The following is a 15,076-nucleotide window of genomic DNA, read 5'->3' as shown; positions in this document are numbered from 1 at the left end:
CAGCAGGGCCATCACGCCCAAGCCAGCAGCCAGGTAACTGGTGCGCGGGATGGTGGCGACCATGACGACAAGCGTCGGTAGCGATCCACCAGGTGGTCGCCCACGACAACGACAAGTGCGCCCGGCTTGAGCCCGGCCTACGGACGGCCGCCGTACTCGAGGCTGGGATACCAATCGGTGCCGCGTCCCTCGGGCGTGCAGTCGAACACGGTCCACAGCGGCATCAGGTCGGGCGCGCCGCGCGGATCCTGACCGGGGTCGGCCGATTCGAAGCCCATCTCGCCGCTCCAGAAGTGGCGGATGATGCCGTCTCGCCGGGTGAACACGTTGATGGCCGCCTGGTCGCCGTCGCTGCCGTCGGCGGCCGTGCCGAAATAGTCGCGGCTGTAGGCGCCGTCGACGTCCGAATAGAGCTTGAGGTGGCGCCAGCCACGTTCGCGCTTGAAGGCCACGAGTCGCTCGATCGGCGAGCGCGCCACCACCGCCAGCGCGATGCGCTGCTCCATGTCGCGCGCCTCGCCGTCCCATGCACCGAGCAGCGAGGTGCACATGGGGCAGGGACGCTTGCGTTGCGGGCCGAACATATAGCTGTAGACCACCAGTGTCTGTTTGTCGCCGAACAGGCCGGCGAAGCCGGTTGGCGCGCTCTCGCCATCGAAACGGTAGTTGCCGGTGACCGCCCCGCCGGGAGGCAGTGCGCGGCGAAGTTCCGCCACGCGCTCGATGTGGCGGCGAAGTTCGATTTCTTCCGCGAGCAGGGCCTGGCGCGCATGGCGGTAGGCGGCGCTTTCGTTGGGAAAGCGCAGAGGGTTGCGGGCGGCCAGTTCGCCGGCGGGCACGAGGTCTTGTGTCATCGGGATCTCCTTGGAGTCAGTCGCGATCGGGCGCGCCAAGCGGGAAATAGGCGCGATAGGGCCGGCCCTCGTCGACCGCGCGTGCGAACGAAGGCCGCGCCAGCAGCCGGGCGCGATACGCATGCACGTTGGCGAAGGCCGGGTCGATCGGATGGGTCCAGTCGGCGTAGAACAGGAAGGGTGCGGCGGCGCAGTCGGCCAGGCTGAAGTCTTCGCTGGCGGCCCACTCGCGTCCGGCCATGTGCCGGTCCAGCCAGGCGTAGGTGGTCTCCAGCATGGTCCTGGCCTCGGTCACGCCGTAGTCGTCGCGGCGTTCTGCCGGACGCAAGCTGTCGAATACCACCTTCTGTTGCGGCGTCGACACGTAGTTATCGAACACGCGATCGAGCATGCGCACCTCCAGCGCCGCCGAGGGATCGGCGGGGATCAGCCGCACCGGGCCGGGATAGTGGATTTCCAGGTACTCGACGATGCAGCTCGCCTCCAGGATCGTGCTGCCCCGGTCGACCAGGACCGGAAAGCGCCGCATCGGCCAAAGCGCGGCCAGTTCCTCGCGGGCTTCCGGCTGTTCCAGCGAGCGGTACTCGAAGGCGGTGTCGTTTTCGTAGAGGGCGATGAGCGCCTTCTGCGAATAGGAGGAGAACGGATGGGCGTAAAGGCGGGGCAGGTTCGACGGCATGGTGCGCTCCAGTGGTCTGCATCCACGACGAACCACCGGGGACGGAATCGACAAGGCCCGCTGGCACGCCGGACGCCGCAGGACTACCATCACCTGCGGAGGGCAACGAACCCCCGGAGGTCCTCATGAAACCGTTCTGTGCGTTCCTTCTGTTGGGCACGCTGGCCGCCGGTCAAGGCGCGTTGGCGACCTCGATGTCGATCAACCAGTTCACGCCCAAGGTCCTGCCCGTGCTGGTGCAGGTGGACAGCCACGGCAAGGTCACCCAGGTATCGCCCTCGGTCGAACTGGCGCCGCGCTATGACCGCCTGCTGCGCCAGACGCTGGACGAGATGATCACCAAGCCGGCGAACGATCACGGGCGTCCGGTGGCAAGCCAGTTCGTGATCAACCTCGGCCTGCAGACGATGGCGCGGCCCGACGGCAACTTCGACGCGAAGTTCGTGTACGTGTCCACTTCGCCGGTGCCACCGGGCTCCTGGTATTGGGTGCACGTCGATGGCCACCGGCTGGCACTGAGGAGCCAGAGCGCCGATTCGGCGCGGCAGCGCTTCTTCCGGCGGCCGCCCAGCTACTACTGGCCCACCCCGTCGCAGCGTTACTACCCACCGGTCCAGAACAGCGCCAGCAAGCCCGCCAGCCGTCCCCCGTCGCATCCGCCGGGTCATCGCTGAGCCCAGCAATCCTTTTCCGGGGGGATCGGAATCGACGGTGAAGCCCGGCCGTCGACCACGGCCGTGATTTGGCGACGCCGCCGTGCCGCCGGTTGCGATGGCGGGCCTGGATGCGGCGAAGACGGGCGTTGTCCTACATTGGCGCGATCCCGCCCCCATGGACGCCCCCATGCTCGACCAGCCCCGCCTCGTCGGCCGCAGCAGTTCCCATTTCACACGGCTTGCGCGGATGTTCGCCGAGGAGCTGGACATCGCCTATCTGTTTGCTCCCGTCTACGACCTGGCTTCGCGCGACCCGGCCGATTACGCCGGCAATCCGGCGCTGAAGCTGCCGGTCCTGGTGCTGCGGGAAGGGCCGGTGTTCGGCACCGAGAACATCTGCCGCACGTTCGCCGCGCGAGCGAGCGAGCCGCGACGCATCCTCTGGACCGAACAACTGCCCGACCTGCGTGCGCGCAACGCCCAGGAGCTCATCTGGCACGGCATGGGCGCGCAGGTGCAGCTGGTGTTCGGCATGCAGGTGGCGCGACTGCCGGCGCAAAGCGTGTACTTCGCCAAGGCCACCGACGGTTTCCGCAACGCCCTGGCGTGGCTGGATGCAAACCTGGAATCGGTGCTGCAGACGCTTCCGCCGCGCGACCTGAGCCTGCTCGAAACATCCCTGTTCTGCCTGCTTGAACACCTGGCGTTCCGCGACACGCTGCCGCTCGCCCCGCACGGCCACCTGGCCGCCTTCGCCGCGGCCTGGCGCGAGCGGCCCGCCGCGCAGCGCACGGCATACGCGTTCGACGTGGCGGCGCCCGGCTGACGGGGTTCGGGCCTGGCCTGCTGACACGATGCTGTCAGCAGGCCCATCCCATGCTGCGCGGCACTTTCCCCGGAGCCGCCCATGTCCGCCTCGAACCTGACCCTGTACGCCACCCGCGCCGGCTTCGACCTGCCCGACACCAGCCCGTTCGTGCTCAAGACCGAGGTGCAACTGCAGATGGCGCAGGTGGCCTACGAGCGCGCTTCCGCGATTCCGCCCGAGGCACCCAAGGGCAAGCTGCCCTACATCGACGATCACGGCGTGGTGGTGGCCGACTCGACCTTCATCCGCGCGTACATCGAGCGCACCCGGGGCGTGGATCTGGACGCCGGCCTCGATGCGCCGCAGCGCGCGCAGGCCTGGGCCATCGAACGCATGCTCGAAGACCACCTGTATTTCGCCATGGTGTGGTTCCGCTGGCTGGAACCGGCGAACTTCGCCAAGGGGCCGGCGCACTTCGCCGATACGGCGCCGGAGGATCAGCGCGAGCAACTGCGGCGCGACCTGCAAGCGCGCAAGCAGTCGGAGTTGTACGCGCAAGGCCTGGGCCGGCACGCGCCCGAGGGAATCGCCGAACTGGGCACGCGCTCGATCGACGCACTCGCCACGCTCCTGGACGACAAGCCCTGGCTGATGGGCGACGCGCCCAGCGGCGTCGATGCCACCGCTTTCGGCATGCTGGCCTGCGTGCTTACCCCGTTCTTCGACACCCCGCTGCGGCGCGTCGCCGAGGCGCACGCCAACCTGGCCGCGTATGTCGCCCGCATGATGCGGCGCCACTATCCCGGGCATCCGTGGCCGGAATGAGCTTGGCGCGCGCAGGCGACCCGGTCAGCGCGGATCGCGAACGCGCGCCGGATTGCCGACGGCCGTGGCGCCATCGGGTACGTCGCGGGTGACCACGCTGCCGGCACCGACCAGTGCATCGTCGCCGACGGTGACGCCGGGCAGGATGAGCGCGCCGGCACCGATCCAGACGTTGCTGCCGATCCGCACCGGCCGCCCGAATTCCAGGCCGGTGGAGCGTTTGGCCGGATCGCGCGGATGGTCGGCGGCGAGGATCTGCACGCCCGGGCCGATCTGCGTCCGCTCGCCGATGTGCACCGCCACCACGTCCAGGATCACGCAGTTGAAGTTGAGGAAGGCGCCGGCGCCCAGATGGATGTTGAAACCGTAGTCGCAGTGGAAGGGCGGACGGATCACCGCGCCATCGCCGACCGCGGCGAGGCGTTCTTTTAGCAGGGTGTGCCAGCGTTCCGCGCCCTCCGCCAGGGTGGCGTTGTAGCGGGCCAGCCAGCGGTGGTTCGCGGCCAGTTCCGCCTGCAGCTCCGGAGCGCTGGCGTCGTAGAGGTCGCCCGCCAGCATCTTTTCCTTTTCGCTGCGCACGCCGGTGGTCAGTCCTTCAATGCGCCTTCCTTCGGATCGGTCGCGGCGTAAACCGAATCCGGGTACTCGGCGGCATGCGGGTGCCTGAGGGCCTCGCGCACGGCCTGCGGCAGGTGGTCGACGTCCAGGATCACCTTGCCTTCGTGCACGTCGCGGATGGCATCGGCCGGCAGCGTGAAGTCGCCGCCGTTCTGGATGTTGACGATCAGCTCCCGGCTGCTGGGATGCACCTCCCGCACGGCGCCAACGCCCAGTTCGCCATCGGCGACGAACACCATGAAGCCCGGTTCGATCGGTTCTTGCATGAGGCTGACCTCGCTGTGGGACGATTCCAGTGTCGCCCCCGGCCCGTGCGGGCCGGGTGACGGTCAGGGCGTCACCTCGCGCACCCGCAGCAAGGCCAGCGCGCGGGCATCCGGCACGCCGATGCCGTTGGGATCGCCGCGCACGTAGTGGGTCACGTGTGGCACCGGATCGGCGAACCCCGGGCCGAGCTGGCGGGCAAGCTCGCCGCGGAAGGCGTGCATCGCGGGGAGGTCCAGGTGTTCGATCAGCGACCAGCAGTCGAGCATGCCGATATCGGTCGGCTTGGCCGTGTGCAGCAGGGCATAGCAGCCGGTGCGGCGGGGCGTCCATGGCAGCGATTCGTACAGCGCGCGGAGCGCGGCTTCGCCAGGGCCGTCGGCCGCCGCGCGCGACATGTCCCGGCTCAGCACGGTGACGTGGAACTCGGACTTGCGTCGCAACCGCACGCCGTCGATCTCGCATATGTCGCCGAAGGACGTGGCCATCCGCCCGGCCGGAAGCGGCAGCACGAATGCGCGTTCCGGCGAGAAGCCGGGCCAGGGAATCGCGGGGAGGCGGGTATCGTCCATGCAGCGCATGCTCGGGCGGCGGGCGTCGATGATGGGCGAACGCAACGCCTCCTGTCGCGTGTGGCCGACCCCGGACTGGAGCTGGCGGCATCCTGTACGCTCAGCGCATTTCACCTTGCCTGCCAGGAACCATGGACCCCAACACCTCCGCGCACATCGGCATCATCGGACTGGGTTACGTCGGCCTGCCGCTGGCAGTGGAATTCGGGCGCCATTTCGACACGCTGGGCTACGACATCGATGCCGCACGCGTGGCCGAATTGCGCGGCGGCAACGACCACACGCTGGAGACTTCGCCCGAACAGTTGCGCGCCGCCACCCGGTTGTCGTTCACCGACCGCGCGGGGGACCTGGCTCGCTGCAACGTCTACATCGTCACCGTGCCCACGCCGATCGACGAGGCGCAGCGGCCTGATCTCAAGCCGCTGGAAGCGGCCTGCCGCATGCTCGGGCCGCAGCTCAAGCGCGGTGACCTGGTGGTGTTCGAATCGACGGTCTATCCGGGCACCACCGAGGAAGTCTGCGTGCCGCTGCTGGCCGAGGGCTCGGGGCTGACCTTCAACACCGACTTCTTCTGCGGCTACAGCCCGGAGCGCATCAACCCAGGCGACCACGCGCGGCGCGTCACCGACATCGTCAAGCTCACCTCCGGTTCCACGCCGGAGGCGGCCGAACGGGTCGATGCGCTTTACCGCACGATCATCCGCGCCGGCACGCACAAGACCTCCTCGATCCGCGTGGCCGAGTCGGCCAAGGTCATCGAGAACGTGCAGCGCGACGTCAACATCGCGCTGGTCAACGAACTGGCGTTGATCTTCCACCGTCTCGGCATCGACACCGAGGAAGTGCTCACCGCGGCCGGCACCAAGTGGAACTTCCTGCCGTTCCGGCCGGGCCTGGTCGGCGGGCACTGCATCGGCGTGGACCCGTACTACCTCACCCACAAGGCCGAGGTCACTGGCTACCACCCGGAGTTGATCCTGGCGGCGCGGCGGATCAACAGCCGCATGGGCAGCGTCGTGGCCGACCGCGTGATCCGCCTGATGAGCGAACGACGCCTGCACATCGTCGACGCGCGCGTGCTGGTGCTGGGCTTCGCCTTCAAGGAGAACTGCCCGGACCTGCGCAACACGCGGGTGATCGACATCGTGCGCGAGCTGGAGTCCTCGGCCGCGAAGGTGGACGTGTACGACCCCTGGGTGGATGCGGCCGAGGCCGAACGTGCTTACCGCGTGCGGCCGGTGGAGCAGCCGGGCGAGGGCTACGACGCGATCATCGTGGCGGTGGCGCACCGGCAGTTCCAGGCGATGGGCGCCGAACGCATCCGCGCGCTGGGGAAGCCGGGCGCGGTGATCTACGACGTGAAGTCGGTGCTGCCGCAGCAGGCCGTGGACGGGCGGTTGTAGGGGCGCCTTTCAGAGTATCCGTGGCGTCCGGTTGACCTCGACTCGCCTAATCCGTACCATTTTGGTCTGGATTTGACGAGGCTTTCCCCATGCTCCGCGTCAGCCGCCTGACCGACTATGCCGCGGTGGTGATGACCTGCATCGCCGCCCACCCGCACGACGTGCTCAGCACGGCGCAGATCGCCGATGAAACGCGGCTGGAGCTGCCGACCGTGAGCAAGCTCCTGAAGTCGCTGGGCCACGCGGGCCTGGTCGAGTCGTTCCGCGGCGTCAATGGCGGTTATCGCCTGTCGCGTCCGGCGCGCGAGATCAGCCTGGCGCAGATCGTGGAGGCGATGGAAGGGCCGATCGGCATGACCGAATGCAGCGTCGAAGGGCAGTGTGACCGCGAGTCGCAGTGCGGCGTGCGCGGCAGCTGGCGGCGCATCAGCAGCGTGCTGGACAACGCGCTGCGCGCGGTCAGCCTGGCCGACATGCTGCAACCGCCGCGCCCGGCGGTCGCCACCGTGGCGCTGAGCGAACTGAAGGGCAGGACCCACGCGTGACTGAGAACACCGACAACACCGTGCTGCGCGACAACGCCGAGGTCGCCGAAGCCCTGGGCCGCAACTACGCGGCCGGCTTCGTCACCGAGATCGAAAGCGAAAGCCTGCCGCCGGGGCTCGACGAAGGCATCATCCGCCAGCTCTCCGCGATCAAGCGCGAGCCGGAGTGGATGACCGACTGGCGCCTGGCCGCGTTCCGCCACTGGCAGACCATGCCCGCGCCCGACTGGGCCAAGCTCAAGATCGACCCGATCGACTACCAGGCGGTCAGCTATTACTCCGCGCCCAAGGCCGGCCCCAAGTCGCTGGACGAGGTCGACCCGGCGCTGCTGGAAACCTACGAGAAGCTGGGCGTGCCGCTGCACGAGCGCGCCGCGCTGGCCGGCGTGGCGGTCGATGCGGTGTTCGACTCGGTGTCGGTGGGCACCACGTTTCGCAAGAAGCTCGCCGAGGCGGGCGTGATCTTCTGCTCGATGAGCGAGGCGATCCGCGAGCATCCGGAACTGGTCCAGAAGTACCTGGGCAGCGTGGTGCCGCAGGGCGACAACTATTTCGCCGCGCTCAACTCGGCGGTGTTCTCCGATGGCAGCTTCGTGTTCGTGCCCGAGGGCGTGCGTTGCCCGATGGAGCTGTCCACCTACTTCCGCATCAACGCGCAGAACACCGGCCAGTTCGAGCGCACGCTGATCGTCTGCGAGGACCGCGCGCAGGTCTCCTACCTGGAAGGCTGCACCGCTCCGCGGCGCGACGAGAACCAGTTGCACGCGGCGGTGGTCGAGCTGGTCGCGCTCGAGGGCGCGAACATCAAGTATTCGACCGTGCAGAACTGGTACCCCGGCGACGAGAACGGCGTCGGCGGCATCTACAACTTCGTGACCAAGCGCGGCGACTGCCGCGGTGCGGACAGCAAGATCAGCTGGACGCAGGTGGAGACCGGTTCGGCCGTGACCTGGAAGTATCCGTCCGTGGTGTTGCGCGGCGACCGCTCGGTCGGCGAGTTCTACTCGGTGGCGCTGACGCACCACTTCCAGCAGGCGGACACCGGCACCAAGATGATCCACATCGGCCACGACACCAAGTCGAAGATCGTCTCCAAGGGCATCTCGGCTGGGCGCAGCTCCAACAGCTACCGCGGCCTGGTGAAGGTGGAGAAGGGCGCCGAGCGCGCGCGCAACTACACCCAGTGCGACTCGCTGCTGATCGGCAAGAAATGCGGCGCGCACACCTTCCCGTACATGGAAGTGAAGAACCCCACTGCGATCGTGGAGCACGAGGCGACCACCTCGAAGATCTCCGACGACCAGCTGTTCTACTGCCGTTCGCGCGGCATCGGCGAGGAAGATGCCGTGTCGATGATCGTCGACGGCTTCTGCAAGCAGGTCTTCCGCGAGCTGCCGATGGAGTTCGCGGTCGAGGCGAAGAAGCTGCTGGAAGTCTCGCTCGAAGGTGCGGTCGGATGAATACCGCTGCCACCAGCTCGCATCCGGGCGGCACCGACCTGCGCGCCCTGCTCGCCGGACTGAGCCCACGCCTGCATCCGACGCCGCGCCGCTTCCTGTTCGTCTCGCACGACAAGGCGCTCGCGCGCATGCACGAGGCGCTGATGATGTTCCGCGAGGACGAGGGCGTCACGCTGATCGTCGACCACGACCTGGAAGGTACCGAGCTGGTCGCCGACCGGTTGTTGTGGGCGCAGATCACGCTGGGCGTGGAGTCGAGCCTCGACGCGGTCGGCATGATGGCCGCCGTGTCCGCCGCGCTGGCCGCGCGCGACATTTCCTGCAACCCGGTTTCCGCGTTCCTGCACGACCACGTGTTCGTGCCGTGGAACCGCCGCGAGGACGCGCTCGACGCGCTCGCGCACCTCTCTGCCTGATGGACACGACCATGCTCAAGATCGACAACCTGCACGCCCGCGTCGAGGGCAAGGACATCCTCAAGGGCCTCTCGCTCGAAGTGAAACCGGGCGAGGTGCACGCCATCATGGGGCCCAACGGCGCCGGCAAGTCCACGCTGGGCAACGTGCTGTCCGGGCGCGAGGGCTACGAGGTGACCGAGGGCTCGGTGCTGTTCGAAGGCCGCAATCTGCTGGAGCTCGAGCCCGAGGAGCGCGCCGCCGCGGGCGTGTTTCTGGCCTTCCAGTACCCGGTCGAGATCCCGGGTGTGAACAACACCTATTTCCTGCGCGCGGCCTTCAACGCGCAGCGCAAGGCGCGCGGCGAAGCCGAGCTGGACTCGATGCAGTTCCTCAAGCTGGTGCGCGAGAAGCTCAAGATCATGCAGCTCTCGCCGGACCTGTTGAACCGCGCGGTCAACGAGGGTTTTTCAGGCGGCGAGAAGAAGCGCAACGAGATCTTCCAGATGGCGCTGCTGGAACCGAAGCTCGCGATCCTGGACGAGACCGATTCGGGGCTGGACATCGACGCGCTCAAGCAGGTGGCCGAGGGCGTCAACGCGCTGCGCTCGCCGGAGCGTTCGTTCATCGTGGTGACGCATTACCAGCGACTGCTCGACTACATCGTGCCGGACTTCGTGCACGTGCTGGCCGGCGGGCGCATCGTCGAGAGCGGCGACCGCAGCCTGGCGCTCAAGCTCGAAGAACACGGCTACGCCTGGGTCGCCGAGCACGGCGAACCGGCCGGGGCGTCCGTATGAGCCAGCCGGCCCGTACGCCGTTCGTCGCCGCGCTGGCCGACGCGCCGCTGCCGGCCAGCGGCATCGCCTGGCTGGACCAGGCGCGGCGCGAGAACCTCGACGCCTTCGCGGATGCCGGCCTGCCGGATACGCGCGTGGAGGCGTGGAAATACACCGCGTTGCGCGCGCTCTCGCAGCGCAGCTTCGCCGCCGGCGACGCGCAGGCGGCCAGTCGCCCGGTCGATCCAGCCGCGCTGGCGCTGCCGGGCATCGACGGGCCCGTGCTGGTGTTCGTCAACGGCGCGTTTCGCGCGGACCTTTCCGCGCTCGACGCCCTGCCGGCCGGGCTGAGCCTGCAGCCGCTGTCGCGTGCGCTGGCCGAGGATGCGGAACCGTTGCGCTTCGCCCTGTCGCGGCACTTCCGCGAGCCGGGCGACGCGTTCGCGCGCCTCAACAGTGCCTTTGCCAACGATGGCGCGGTATTGCGCGTCGCCGCCGGGACCCGGGTCGCCACGCCGCTGCGCCTGCTGTTCGTCGGCGCCGCGGCGGACCAGGACGTGTCCTGGCACGTGCGCAACCACGTCGAGCTGGGCGAGGGCGCCGAACTCATCCTGATCGAGCAGTACCTCGATGCGGGCGCACAGGCGCACCTGGGCACGCAGCTCGCCGGGATCACCCTGCGGGCCGACGCGATCCTGCACCACACGGTGCTGCAGCAGGAAGGCACCGGCAGCAGCCTGGTGCGCCGCAGCCATTACCGGCTGGACGCGCGTGCGCAGGCGCACCTGCACGTGCTGGAACTCGGTGGCGCACTGGCGCGGCACGACCTGTGGGCCGAGCTGATGGGCGACGCGGCCGCCTTCCATACCCATGGAGCCTTTTTGCCTGATGGCCGCCAGCACATGGACACCCAGCTGGCGATCCACCACCGCGCGCGCGATACCGTGTCTTCCTCGACCTGGCGCGGCGTCGCCAGCGGCCGTGGGCGCGGCGTGTTCCGGGGCGCGATCCTGGTGGCCGCCGGGGCCGACGGCGCGGATGCCTCGCTGGGCAACAAGAACCTGTTGCTGTCGGCGCAGGCCGAGATCGACACCAAGCCGGAACTGGAGATCTACGCCGACGAGGTGAAGGCCGCGCACGGCGCCACCGTCGGCCAGCTGGACGAGCGCGCGCTGTTCTACCTGCGCTCGCGCGGCATTCCGGGCGCGCAGGCGCGCACGCTGCTGACCACCGCCTTCGCCCGCGCGCCGTTCGAGTCGCTGCCGCACGAGGCCCTGCGCCAGCATATCGACCAGTTGCTGCTGTCCCGGCTGCCCGCTTGACGGGAGCTCCACGCCGGGGAGATGGCCGGGGTGAGGGCCGGGGCTCGGCAGGCTTCCTTCGAAGCCCAACTTTCCTTCACATCCGGCAGGCTAAAAACCTCGTGATCCCTTCTTCACAAAGCGAGTCACCGATGTCCGCCACCGCCGCCCACGCACACCCGGCGCCTGCCCTCGACATCGAGCGCATCCGCTCCGATTTCCCATTGCTCGCCCGCAGCGTGCACGGCAAGCCGCTGGTCTACCTAGACAACGCCAACACCAGCCAGAAGCCCGCGGCGGTGATCGAGGCGGTGGACGCGCACTACCGCATGCACAACGCCAACGTCTCGCGCGCCGTGCACCAGCTCGGCGAGGAAGCGACGCTGGCCTACGAAGGCGCGCGCGACAAGCTGGCCCGTTTCATCAACGCCCCCTCGCGCAATGAGCTGGTACTGACCTCCGGTACCACCCAGGCGATCAACCTGGTGGCCTACAGCTACGCCTTGCCGCAGCTCAAGCCCGGCGACACGATCCTGACCACCTTGATGGAGCACCACGCCAACATCGTGCCGTGGCAACTGGTTGCCGGGCGCAGCGGCGCTTCGGTGAAGTTCGCGCCGATCGACGAGCGGGGCGAGCTGGACGTGGAGCGGTATCTGGAGATGCTCACCCCCGAGGTGAAACTCGCTTGCGTGGCGCACGTGTCCAATGTGCTCGGCACCGTGAACCCGGTGCGCGAGATCGCCCGCGAGTGCGCGCGCCGCGGCATCCCGCTGCTGGTCGACGGCTCGCAGGCGGTGCCGCATCGGCCGGTCGACGTGCAGGCGCTCGGTTGCGATTTCTATGCCTTCACCGGGCACAAGATGCTCGGCCCCACCGGCACCGGCGCGCTGTGGGCGAAGCGTACGCACCTGGACGCCATGCCGCCGTTCTTCGGCGGCGGCGACATGATCCGGCAGGTGCGCGTGGATGGCACCACGTTCGCCGATCCGCCGCACAAGTTCGAGGCGGGCACGCCCAACATCGCCGGTTTCGTCGGCCTGGGCGTGGCGGTGGACTACTACCGCGCGCTGGACCTGGAGGCCATCCACACCTGGGAGCAGCAGTTGCTCGCCTACGCCACCGAGCGCCTGCGCGACGTGCCGGGGGTGCGGCTGTTCGGCGATGCGGCGGAGAAGGAGCCGGTGATCTCCTTCCTCATCGAAGGCACGCAGTCGACCGACCTGGCGACGCTGCTGGACCTGGAAGGCGTAGCCGTGCGCTCGGGCCATCACTGCGCGCATCCCCTGATGCAGCACTACGGCGTGCCCGCGACTCTGCGTGCGTCGCTGGCGTTCTACAACACGATGGAAGAGGTCGACGTGTTCGTGGCCGCGCTGCAGAAGGTGCGCAAGCTGCTGATGTAACTGTGGGGTGGCTTCAGCCCACCGCTGCAACCGTTCACCGGAGCCGGTGGCCGAAGCCCGCCCTACGGGTTCGTCGGTGCCACCCGCCATACCGTATTGCCCACGTCGTCGGCGACCAGCAGTGCGCCGTCGCGCGCCACCGCCACGCCGACGGGGCGACCCTGCGCATGGCCGTCCTCGTCGACGAAGCCGGTAAGCACGTCCTGCGGCGGACCGGAGGGCTTGCCGTCGGCGAACGGTACGAAGATCACCCGGTAGCCGCTCAGCGGCTTGCGGTTCCATGAGCCGTGTTGGCCGACGAAGGCGCCATTGCGGTACTGCGGCATCAACGGGGCGTCGTAGAACGCCAGGCCCAGCGACGCGGTGTGCGGGCCCAGTGCGTAGTCGGGTACCACGGCGCGGGCGACCAGCGCCGGATCCTGCGGCTCGACGCGCTCGTCCACGTGCGCGCCGTAGTAGCTGTACGGCCAGCCGTAGAACGCGCCCTCGCGCACAGCGGTCATGTAGTCGGGCACCAGGTCGCTGCCCAGCTCGTCGCGCTCGTTGACGGCCACCCACAGCGCGCCACTCCGCGGTTGCCAGGCCATGCCGACCGGGTTGCGCAGGCCGGTGGCGTACGCATGCGTGGCGCCGGTGGCCGGATCGATTTCCAGGATGCGCGCGCGATCCTGCTCTACCGCCAGGCCGTTCTCGCCGACGTTGCTGTTCGAGCCGATGCTGACGTACAGCCGCTTGCCATCGGGACTGGCGACCACGTTCTTGGTCCAGTGGTGGTTGATCGGTCCGGCGGGCAGGTCGGCGACCTTGGCGCCGCTCGCCTGGATGTGCGTTTCGCCGTCGCGGTAGGGAAAGCGCAGGAGCGCGTCGGTGTCGGCTATGTACAGCGCGTCCCCGACCAGCACCATGCCGAAGGGCGAGTGCAAATGATCGAGCAGCACGCTGTGGGTTTCGGCCACGCCATCGCCGTCGGCGTCGCGCAGCAACGTGATGCGGTCGGCGCTGGGCACGGCGGCGCCCGCGCGTTTCTGCACCCGGCGCATGAACCAGCCCTTCAGTCCGTTGGCGTCCTCCGGCCGCTGCGGCGCATTGGTCTCGGCCACGAGCACATCGCCGTCGGGGAGCACGTAGAGCCAGCGCGGGTGGTCGAGATCGCGCGCGAAGGCCCGCACTGCCAAGCCGGGCGCGGCGTCGGGGCGGGCGTTGGCTGGCCAGCCGCTGGCCGGGGCGATGTTCACCGTCGGTATCAACGAGGCGTTGGGCGGCGGCAACGCAGGATCGGAACCGATGCCAGCCGTCACCGGCAGGCGCGCACGGACACCGCAGGCGGTCAGCGCCAGCAGGCAGGGAAGAAGCCATAGCGTGCGGCGAATGTGCGACACGGGAACGCCTCCACGGAAGTGGCCAGTGGAACCGTTGCGGCAGCAAGCCTGCGTGAACCGCCGGCCTGTCCCAGGTCATCGACCGCGGTACGTCCGTCGCTATCATGGGCGCATGACCACGCTCTCCACATGCACCTTTCGCGCGGCCACCGAGGCCGATGTCCCTGCCATCGTCGCGCTGGTCGAATCGGCCTATCGGGGCGATTCGGGCCGGCGCGGGTGGACCACCGAATCGGACCTGCTCGACGGCCAGCGCACCGACGCGGTCGATGTCGCCGATGCCGTCGCCCGCCCCGACAGCCGCATCCTGCTGCTGGAGCGCGACGGCCGGCTGCTCGCCAGCTGCCATCTCGAGCGCAAGGGTGAGGCCGCGTACTTCGGCATGTTCGCGGTCGATCCGGCACAGCAAGCCGGCGGCCTGGGCAAGCAGCTGCTGGGCGAGGCCGAGCGTCTCGCGCGAAAGGACTGGGGATGTCGCCTGATGGAGATGACAGTGATCGTGCAGCGCGCGGAGTTGATCGCCTGGTACGAACGCCGCGGCTATCGACGCACCGGCAGCTACAAGCCGTTCCCTTACGGCCAGGAGCGCTTCGGCATCCCGCGCCGCGACGACCTGCGCTTCGAGCTGCTGGTGAAGGAACTGGCGGGGGGCGCCGCATGAGCCTGGCAGCGCAGGGCTGGGTGCGCGTGTGCGGGCAGGGCGGGTTGCTGCCCGGCGAGTTCACCGTGGTGTTCGACGGCGACACGCCGATCGCGGTCTACAACATCGATGGCCAGCTTTACGCGATCGAGGACGTGTGCACCCATGACGGCGGTGATCTCGCCGGCGGCGAGGTGTTCGGCTTCGAGGTCGAGTGCCCCCGCCACGGCGCGCGCTTCGATGTGCGTACCGGCGCGGTCACCCGTCCGCCGGCCTACGAACCGATCGCCAGCTTTCCGGTACGCGAGGACGAAGGCGCTGTCTGGACACGCGACGACCGCTGAGGTTGCACCCACTTCGACTCCCGAAGAGGGCAACTGGGCCGCAGTGGCTCGCCGAACGCGCTTTGGAGATCTCTCCCCACGGGTGAGTGGCTGAGGCTCGCCTGGCAGGTCGTGCATGCAGGCGCAACGGAACCGCATCGGGGCG

General features: G+C 68.8%; 18 protein-coding genes. 12 read left to right on the top strand and 6 right to left on the bottom strand.

Annotated features, from left to right (window positions below; all coding sequences use genetic code 11):
• Positions 1–137 precede the first annotated feature (137 nt).
• Together ACFWZ4_RS03710 and ACFWZ4_RS03705 are read right to left on the bottom strand one after the other, a co-directional pair.
• The gene (locus ACFWZ4_RS03710; RefSeq protein ID WP_439703369.1) at positions 138–854 is read right to left on the bottom strand and encodes a DUF899 family protein; all 717 of its coding nucleotides are present in this window, start codon (positions 852–854) and stop codon (positions 138–140) included.
• 16 nt (positions 855–870) lie between these two features.
• A complete protein-coding gene (locus ACFWZ4_RS03705; RefSeq protein WP_439703368.1) occupies positions 871–1,533 on the bottom strand; it encodes a glutathione S-transferase family protein in 663 nt (220 codons plus the stop codon).
• 125 nt (positions 1,534–1,658) lie between these two features.
• On the opposite strand from ACFWZ4_RS03705, the gene ACFWZ4_RS03700 reads away from it, so the two are divergent.
• The 3 genes from ACFWZ4_RS03700 to ACFWZ4_RS03690 all read left to right on the top strand — a co-directional run bounded on the left by ACFWZ4_RS03700 (position 1,659) and on the right by ACFWZ4_RS03690 (position 3,822).
• Entirely contained in the window at positions 1,659–2,207 is a 549-nt protein-coding gene (locus ACFWZ4_RS03700) for a hypothetical protein (protein WP_439703367.1), read from the top strand.
• Positions 2,208–2,376: 169 nt separating this feature from the next.
• Complete coding sequence (locus ACFWZ4_RS03695) at positions 2,377–3,015, top strand: glutathione S-transferase family protein (protein ID WP_439703366.1); 639 nt, start codon at positions 2,377–2,379, stop codon at positions 3,013–3,015.
• An 81-nt stretch (positions 3,016–3,096) separates the two neighbouring features.
• Positions 3,097–3,822: a glutathione S-transferase family protein gene (locus tag ACFWZ4_RS03690; RefSeq protein ID WP_439703365.1), complete on the top strand. Its 726-nt coding sequence runs from the start codon at positions 3,097–3,099 to the stop codon at positions 3,820–3,822.
• A gap of 24 nt (positions 3,823–3,846) precedes the next feature.
• Here the strand turns inward: ACFWZ4_RS03690 and ACFWZ4_RS03685 are convergent, their stop codons facing one another.
• From ACFWZ4_RS03685 to ACFWZ4_RS03675, 3 genes are all read right to left on the bottom strand, one after another.
• Entirely contained in the window at positions 3,847–4,401 is a 555-nt protein-coding gene (locus tag ACFWZ4_RS03685; RefSeq protein WP_439703364.1) for a sugar O-acetyltransferase, read from the bottom strand.
• A gap of 8 nt (positions 4,402–4,409) precedes the next feature.
• Positions 4,410–4,706 (bottom strand): hypothetical protein, encoded by a 297-nt coding sequence (locus ACFWZ4_RS03680; RefSeq protein ID WP_439703363.1) that lies wholly within the window; start codon positions 4,704–4,706, stop codon positions 4,410–4,412.
• A 63-nt stretch (positions 4,707–4,769) separates the two neighbouring features.
• The gene (locus ACFWZ4_RS03675) at positions 4,770–5,276 is read right to left on the bottom strand and encodes a hypothetical protein (protein ID WP_439703362.1); all 507 of its coding nucleotides are present in this window, start codon (positions 5,274–5,276) and stop codon (positions 4,770–4,772) included.
• Between the two features lie 131 nt (positions 5,277–5,407).
• Between ACFWZ4_RS03675 and ACFWZ4_RS03670 the strand changes: the two genes are divergently transcribed.
• The 7 genes from ACFWZ4_RS03670 to ACFWZ4_RS03640 all read left to right on the top strand — a co-directional run bounded on the left by ACFWZ4_RS03670 (position 5,408) and on the right by ACFWZ4_RS03640 (position 12,568).
• Positions 5,408–6,682: a nucleotide sugar dehydrogenase gene (locus ACFWZ4_RS03670; RefSeq protein ID WP_439703361.1), complete on the top strand. Its 1,275-nt coding sequence runs from the start codon at positions 5,408–5,410 to the stop codon at positions 6,680–6,682.
• 89 nt (positions 6,683–6,771) lie between these two features.
• Positions 6,772–7,227 carry an SUF system Fe-S cluster assembly regulator gene (locus ACFWZ4_RS03665; RefSeq protein ID WP_439701349.1) on the top strand — a complete coding sequence of 152 codons (456 nt, stop codon included), beginning with the start codon at positions 6,772–6,774 and terminating at the stop codon, positions 7,225–7,227.
• A 20-nt stretch (positions 7,228–7,247) separates the two neighbouring features.
• Positions 7,248–8,687 (top strand): Fe-S cluster assembly protein SufB, encoded by a 1,440-nt coding sequence (sufB, locus tag ACFWZ4_RS03660; protein WP_439703772.1) that lies wholly within the window; start codon positions 7,248–7,250, stop codon positions 8,685–8,687.
• Positions 8,684–9,103 (top strand): ACT domain-containing protein, encoded by a 420-nt coding sequence (locus ACFWZ4_RS03655; protein ID WP_439703360.1) that lies wholly within the window; start codon positions 8,684–8,686, stop codon positions 9,101–9,103. Before sufB ends, ACFWZ4_RS03655 begins: the two co-directional genes overlap by 4 nt.
• 11 nt (positions 9,104–9,114) lie before the next feature.
• Positions 9,115–9,882, top strand: a complete 768-nt coding sequence (gene sufC / locus ACFWZ4_RS03650; protein WP_439703359.1) for a Fe-S cluster assembly ATPase SufC — start codon at positions 9,115–9,117, stop codon at positions 9,880–9,882.
• Positions 9,879–11,183, top strand: a complete 1,305-nt coding sequence (gene sufD, locus ACFWZ4_RS03645) for a Fe-S cluster assembly protein SufD (RefSeq protein ID WP_439703358.1) — start codon at positions 9,879–9,881, stop codon at positions 11,181–11,183. The genes sufC and sufD overlap by 4 nt, the downstream gene beginning before the upstream one ends.
• Positions 11,184–11,314: 131 nt before the next feature.
• Complete coding sequence (locus tag ACFWZ4_RS03640; RefSeq protein ID WP_439703357.1) at positions 11,315–12,568, top strand: cysteine desulfurase; 1,254 nt, start codon at positions 11,315–11,317, stop codon at positions 12,566–12,568.
• A gap of 62 nt (positions 12,569–12,630) precedes the next feature.
• Here ACFWZ4_RS03640 and ACFWZ4_RS03635 read toward each other — a convergent pair whose 3' ends face one another.
• Entirely contained in the window at positions 12,631–13,938 is a 1,308-nt protein-coding gene (locus tag ACFWZ4_RS03635) for a PQQ-dependent sugar dehydrogenase (protein ID WP_439703771.1), read from the bottom strand.
• Positions 13,939–14,059: 121 nt separating this feature from the next.
• Between ACFWZ4_RS03635 and ACFWZ4_RS03630 the strand changes: the two genes are divergently transcribed.
• Together ACFWZ4_RS03630 and ACFWZ4_RS03625 are read left to right on the top strand one after the other, a co-directional pair.
• A complete protein-coding gene (locus ACFWZ4_RS03630; RefSeq protein ID WP_439703356.1) occupies positions 14,060–14,608 on the top strand; it encodes a GNAT family N-acetyltransferase in 549 nt (182 codons plus the stop codon).
• Positions 14,605–14,931, top strand: coding sequence for a non-heme iron oxygenase ferredoxin subunit (locus ACFWZ4_RS03625; protein ID WP_231320878.1), 327 nt, complete (start codon positions 14,605–14,607; stop codon positions 14,929–14,931). The genes ACFWZ4_RS03630 and ACFWZ4_RS03625 overlap by 4 nt, the downstream gene beginning before the upstream one ends.
• The last annotated feature ends 145 nt before the right edge of the window (positions 14,932–15,076 follow it).

Source organism: Frateuria sp. GZRe12 (assembly GCF_051900535.1).
GTDB lineage: Bacteria > Pseudomonadota > Gammaproteobacteria > Xanthomonadales > Rhodanobacteraceae > Frateuria_A.
Note: the sequence above shows the minus strand (reverse complement) of the source record. Positions and strands in the feature narration are given on the sequence as shown.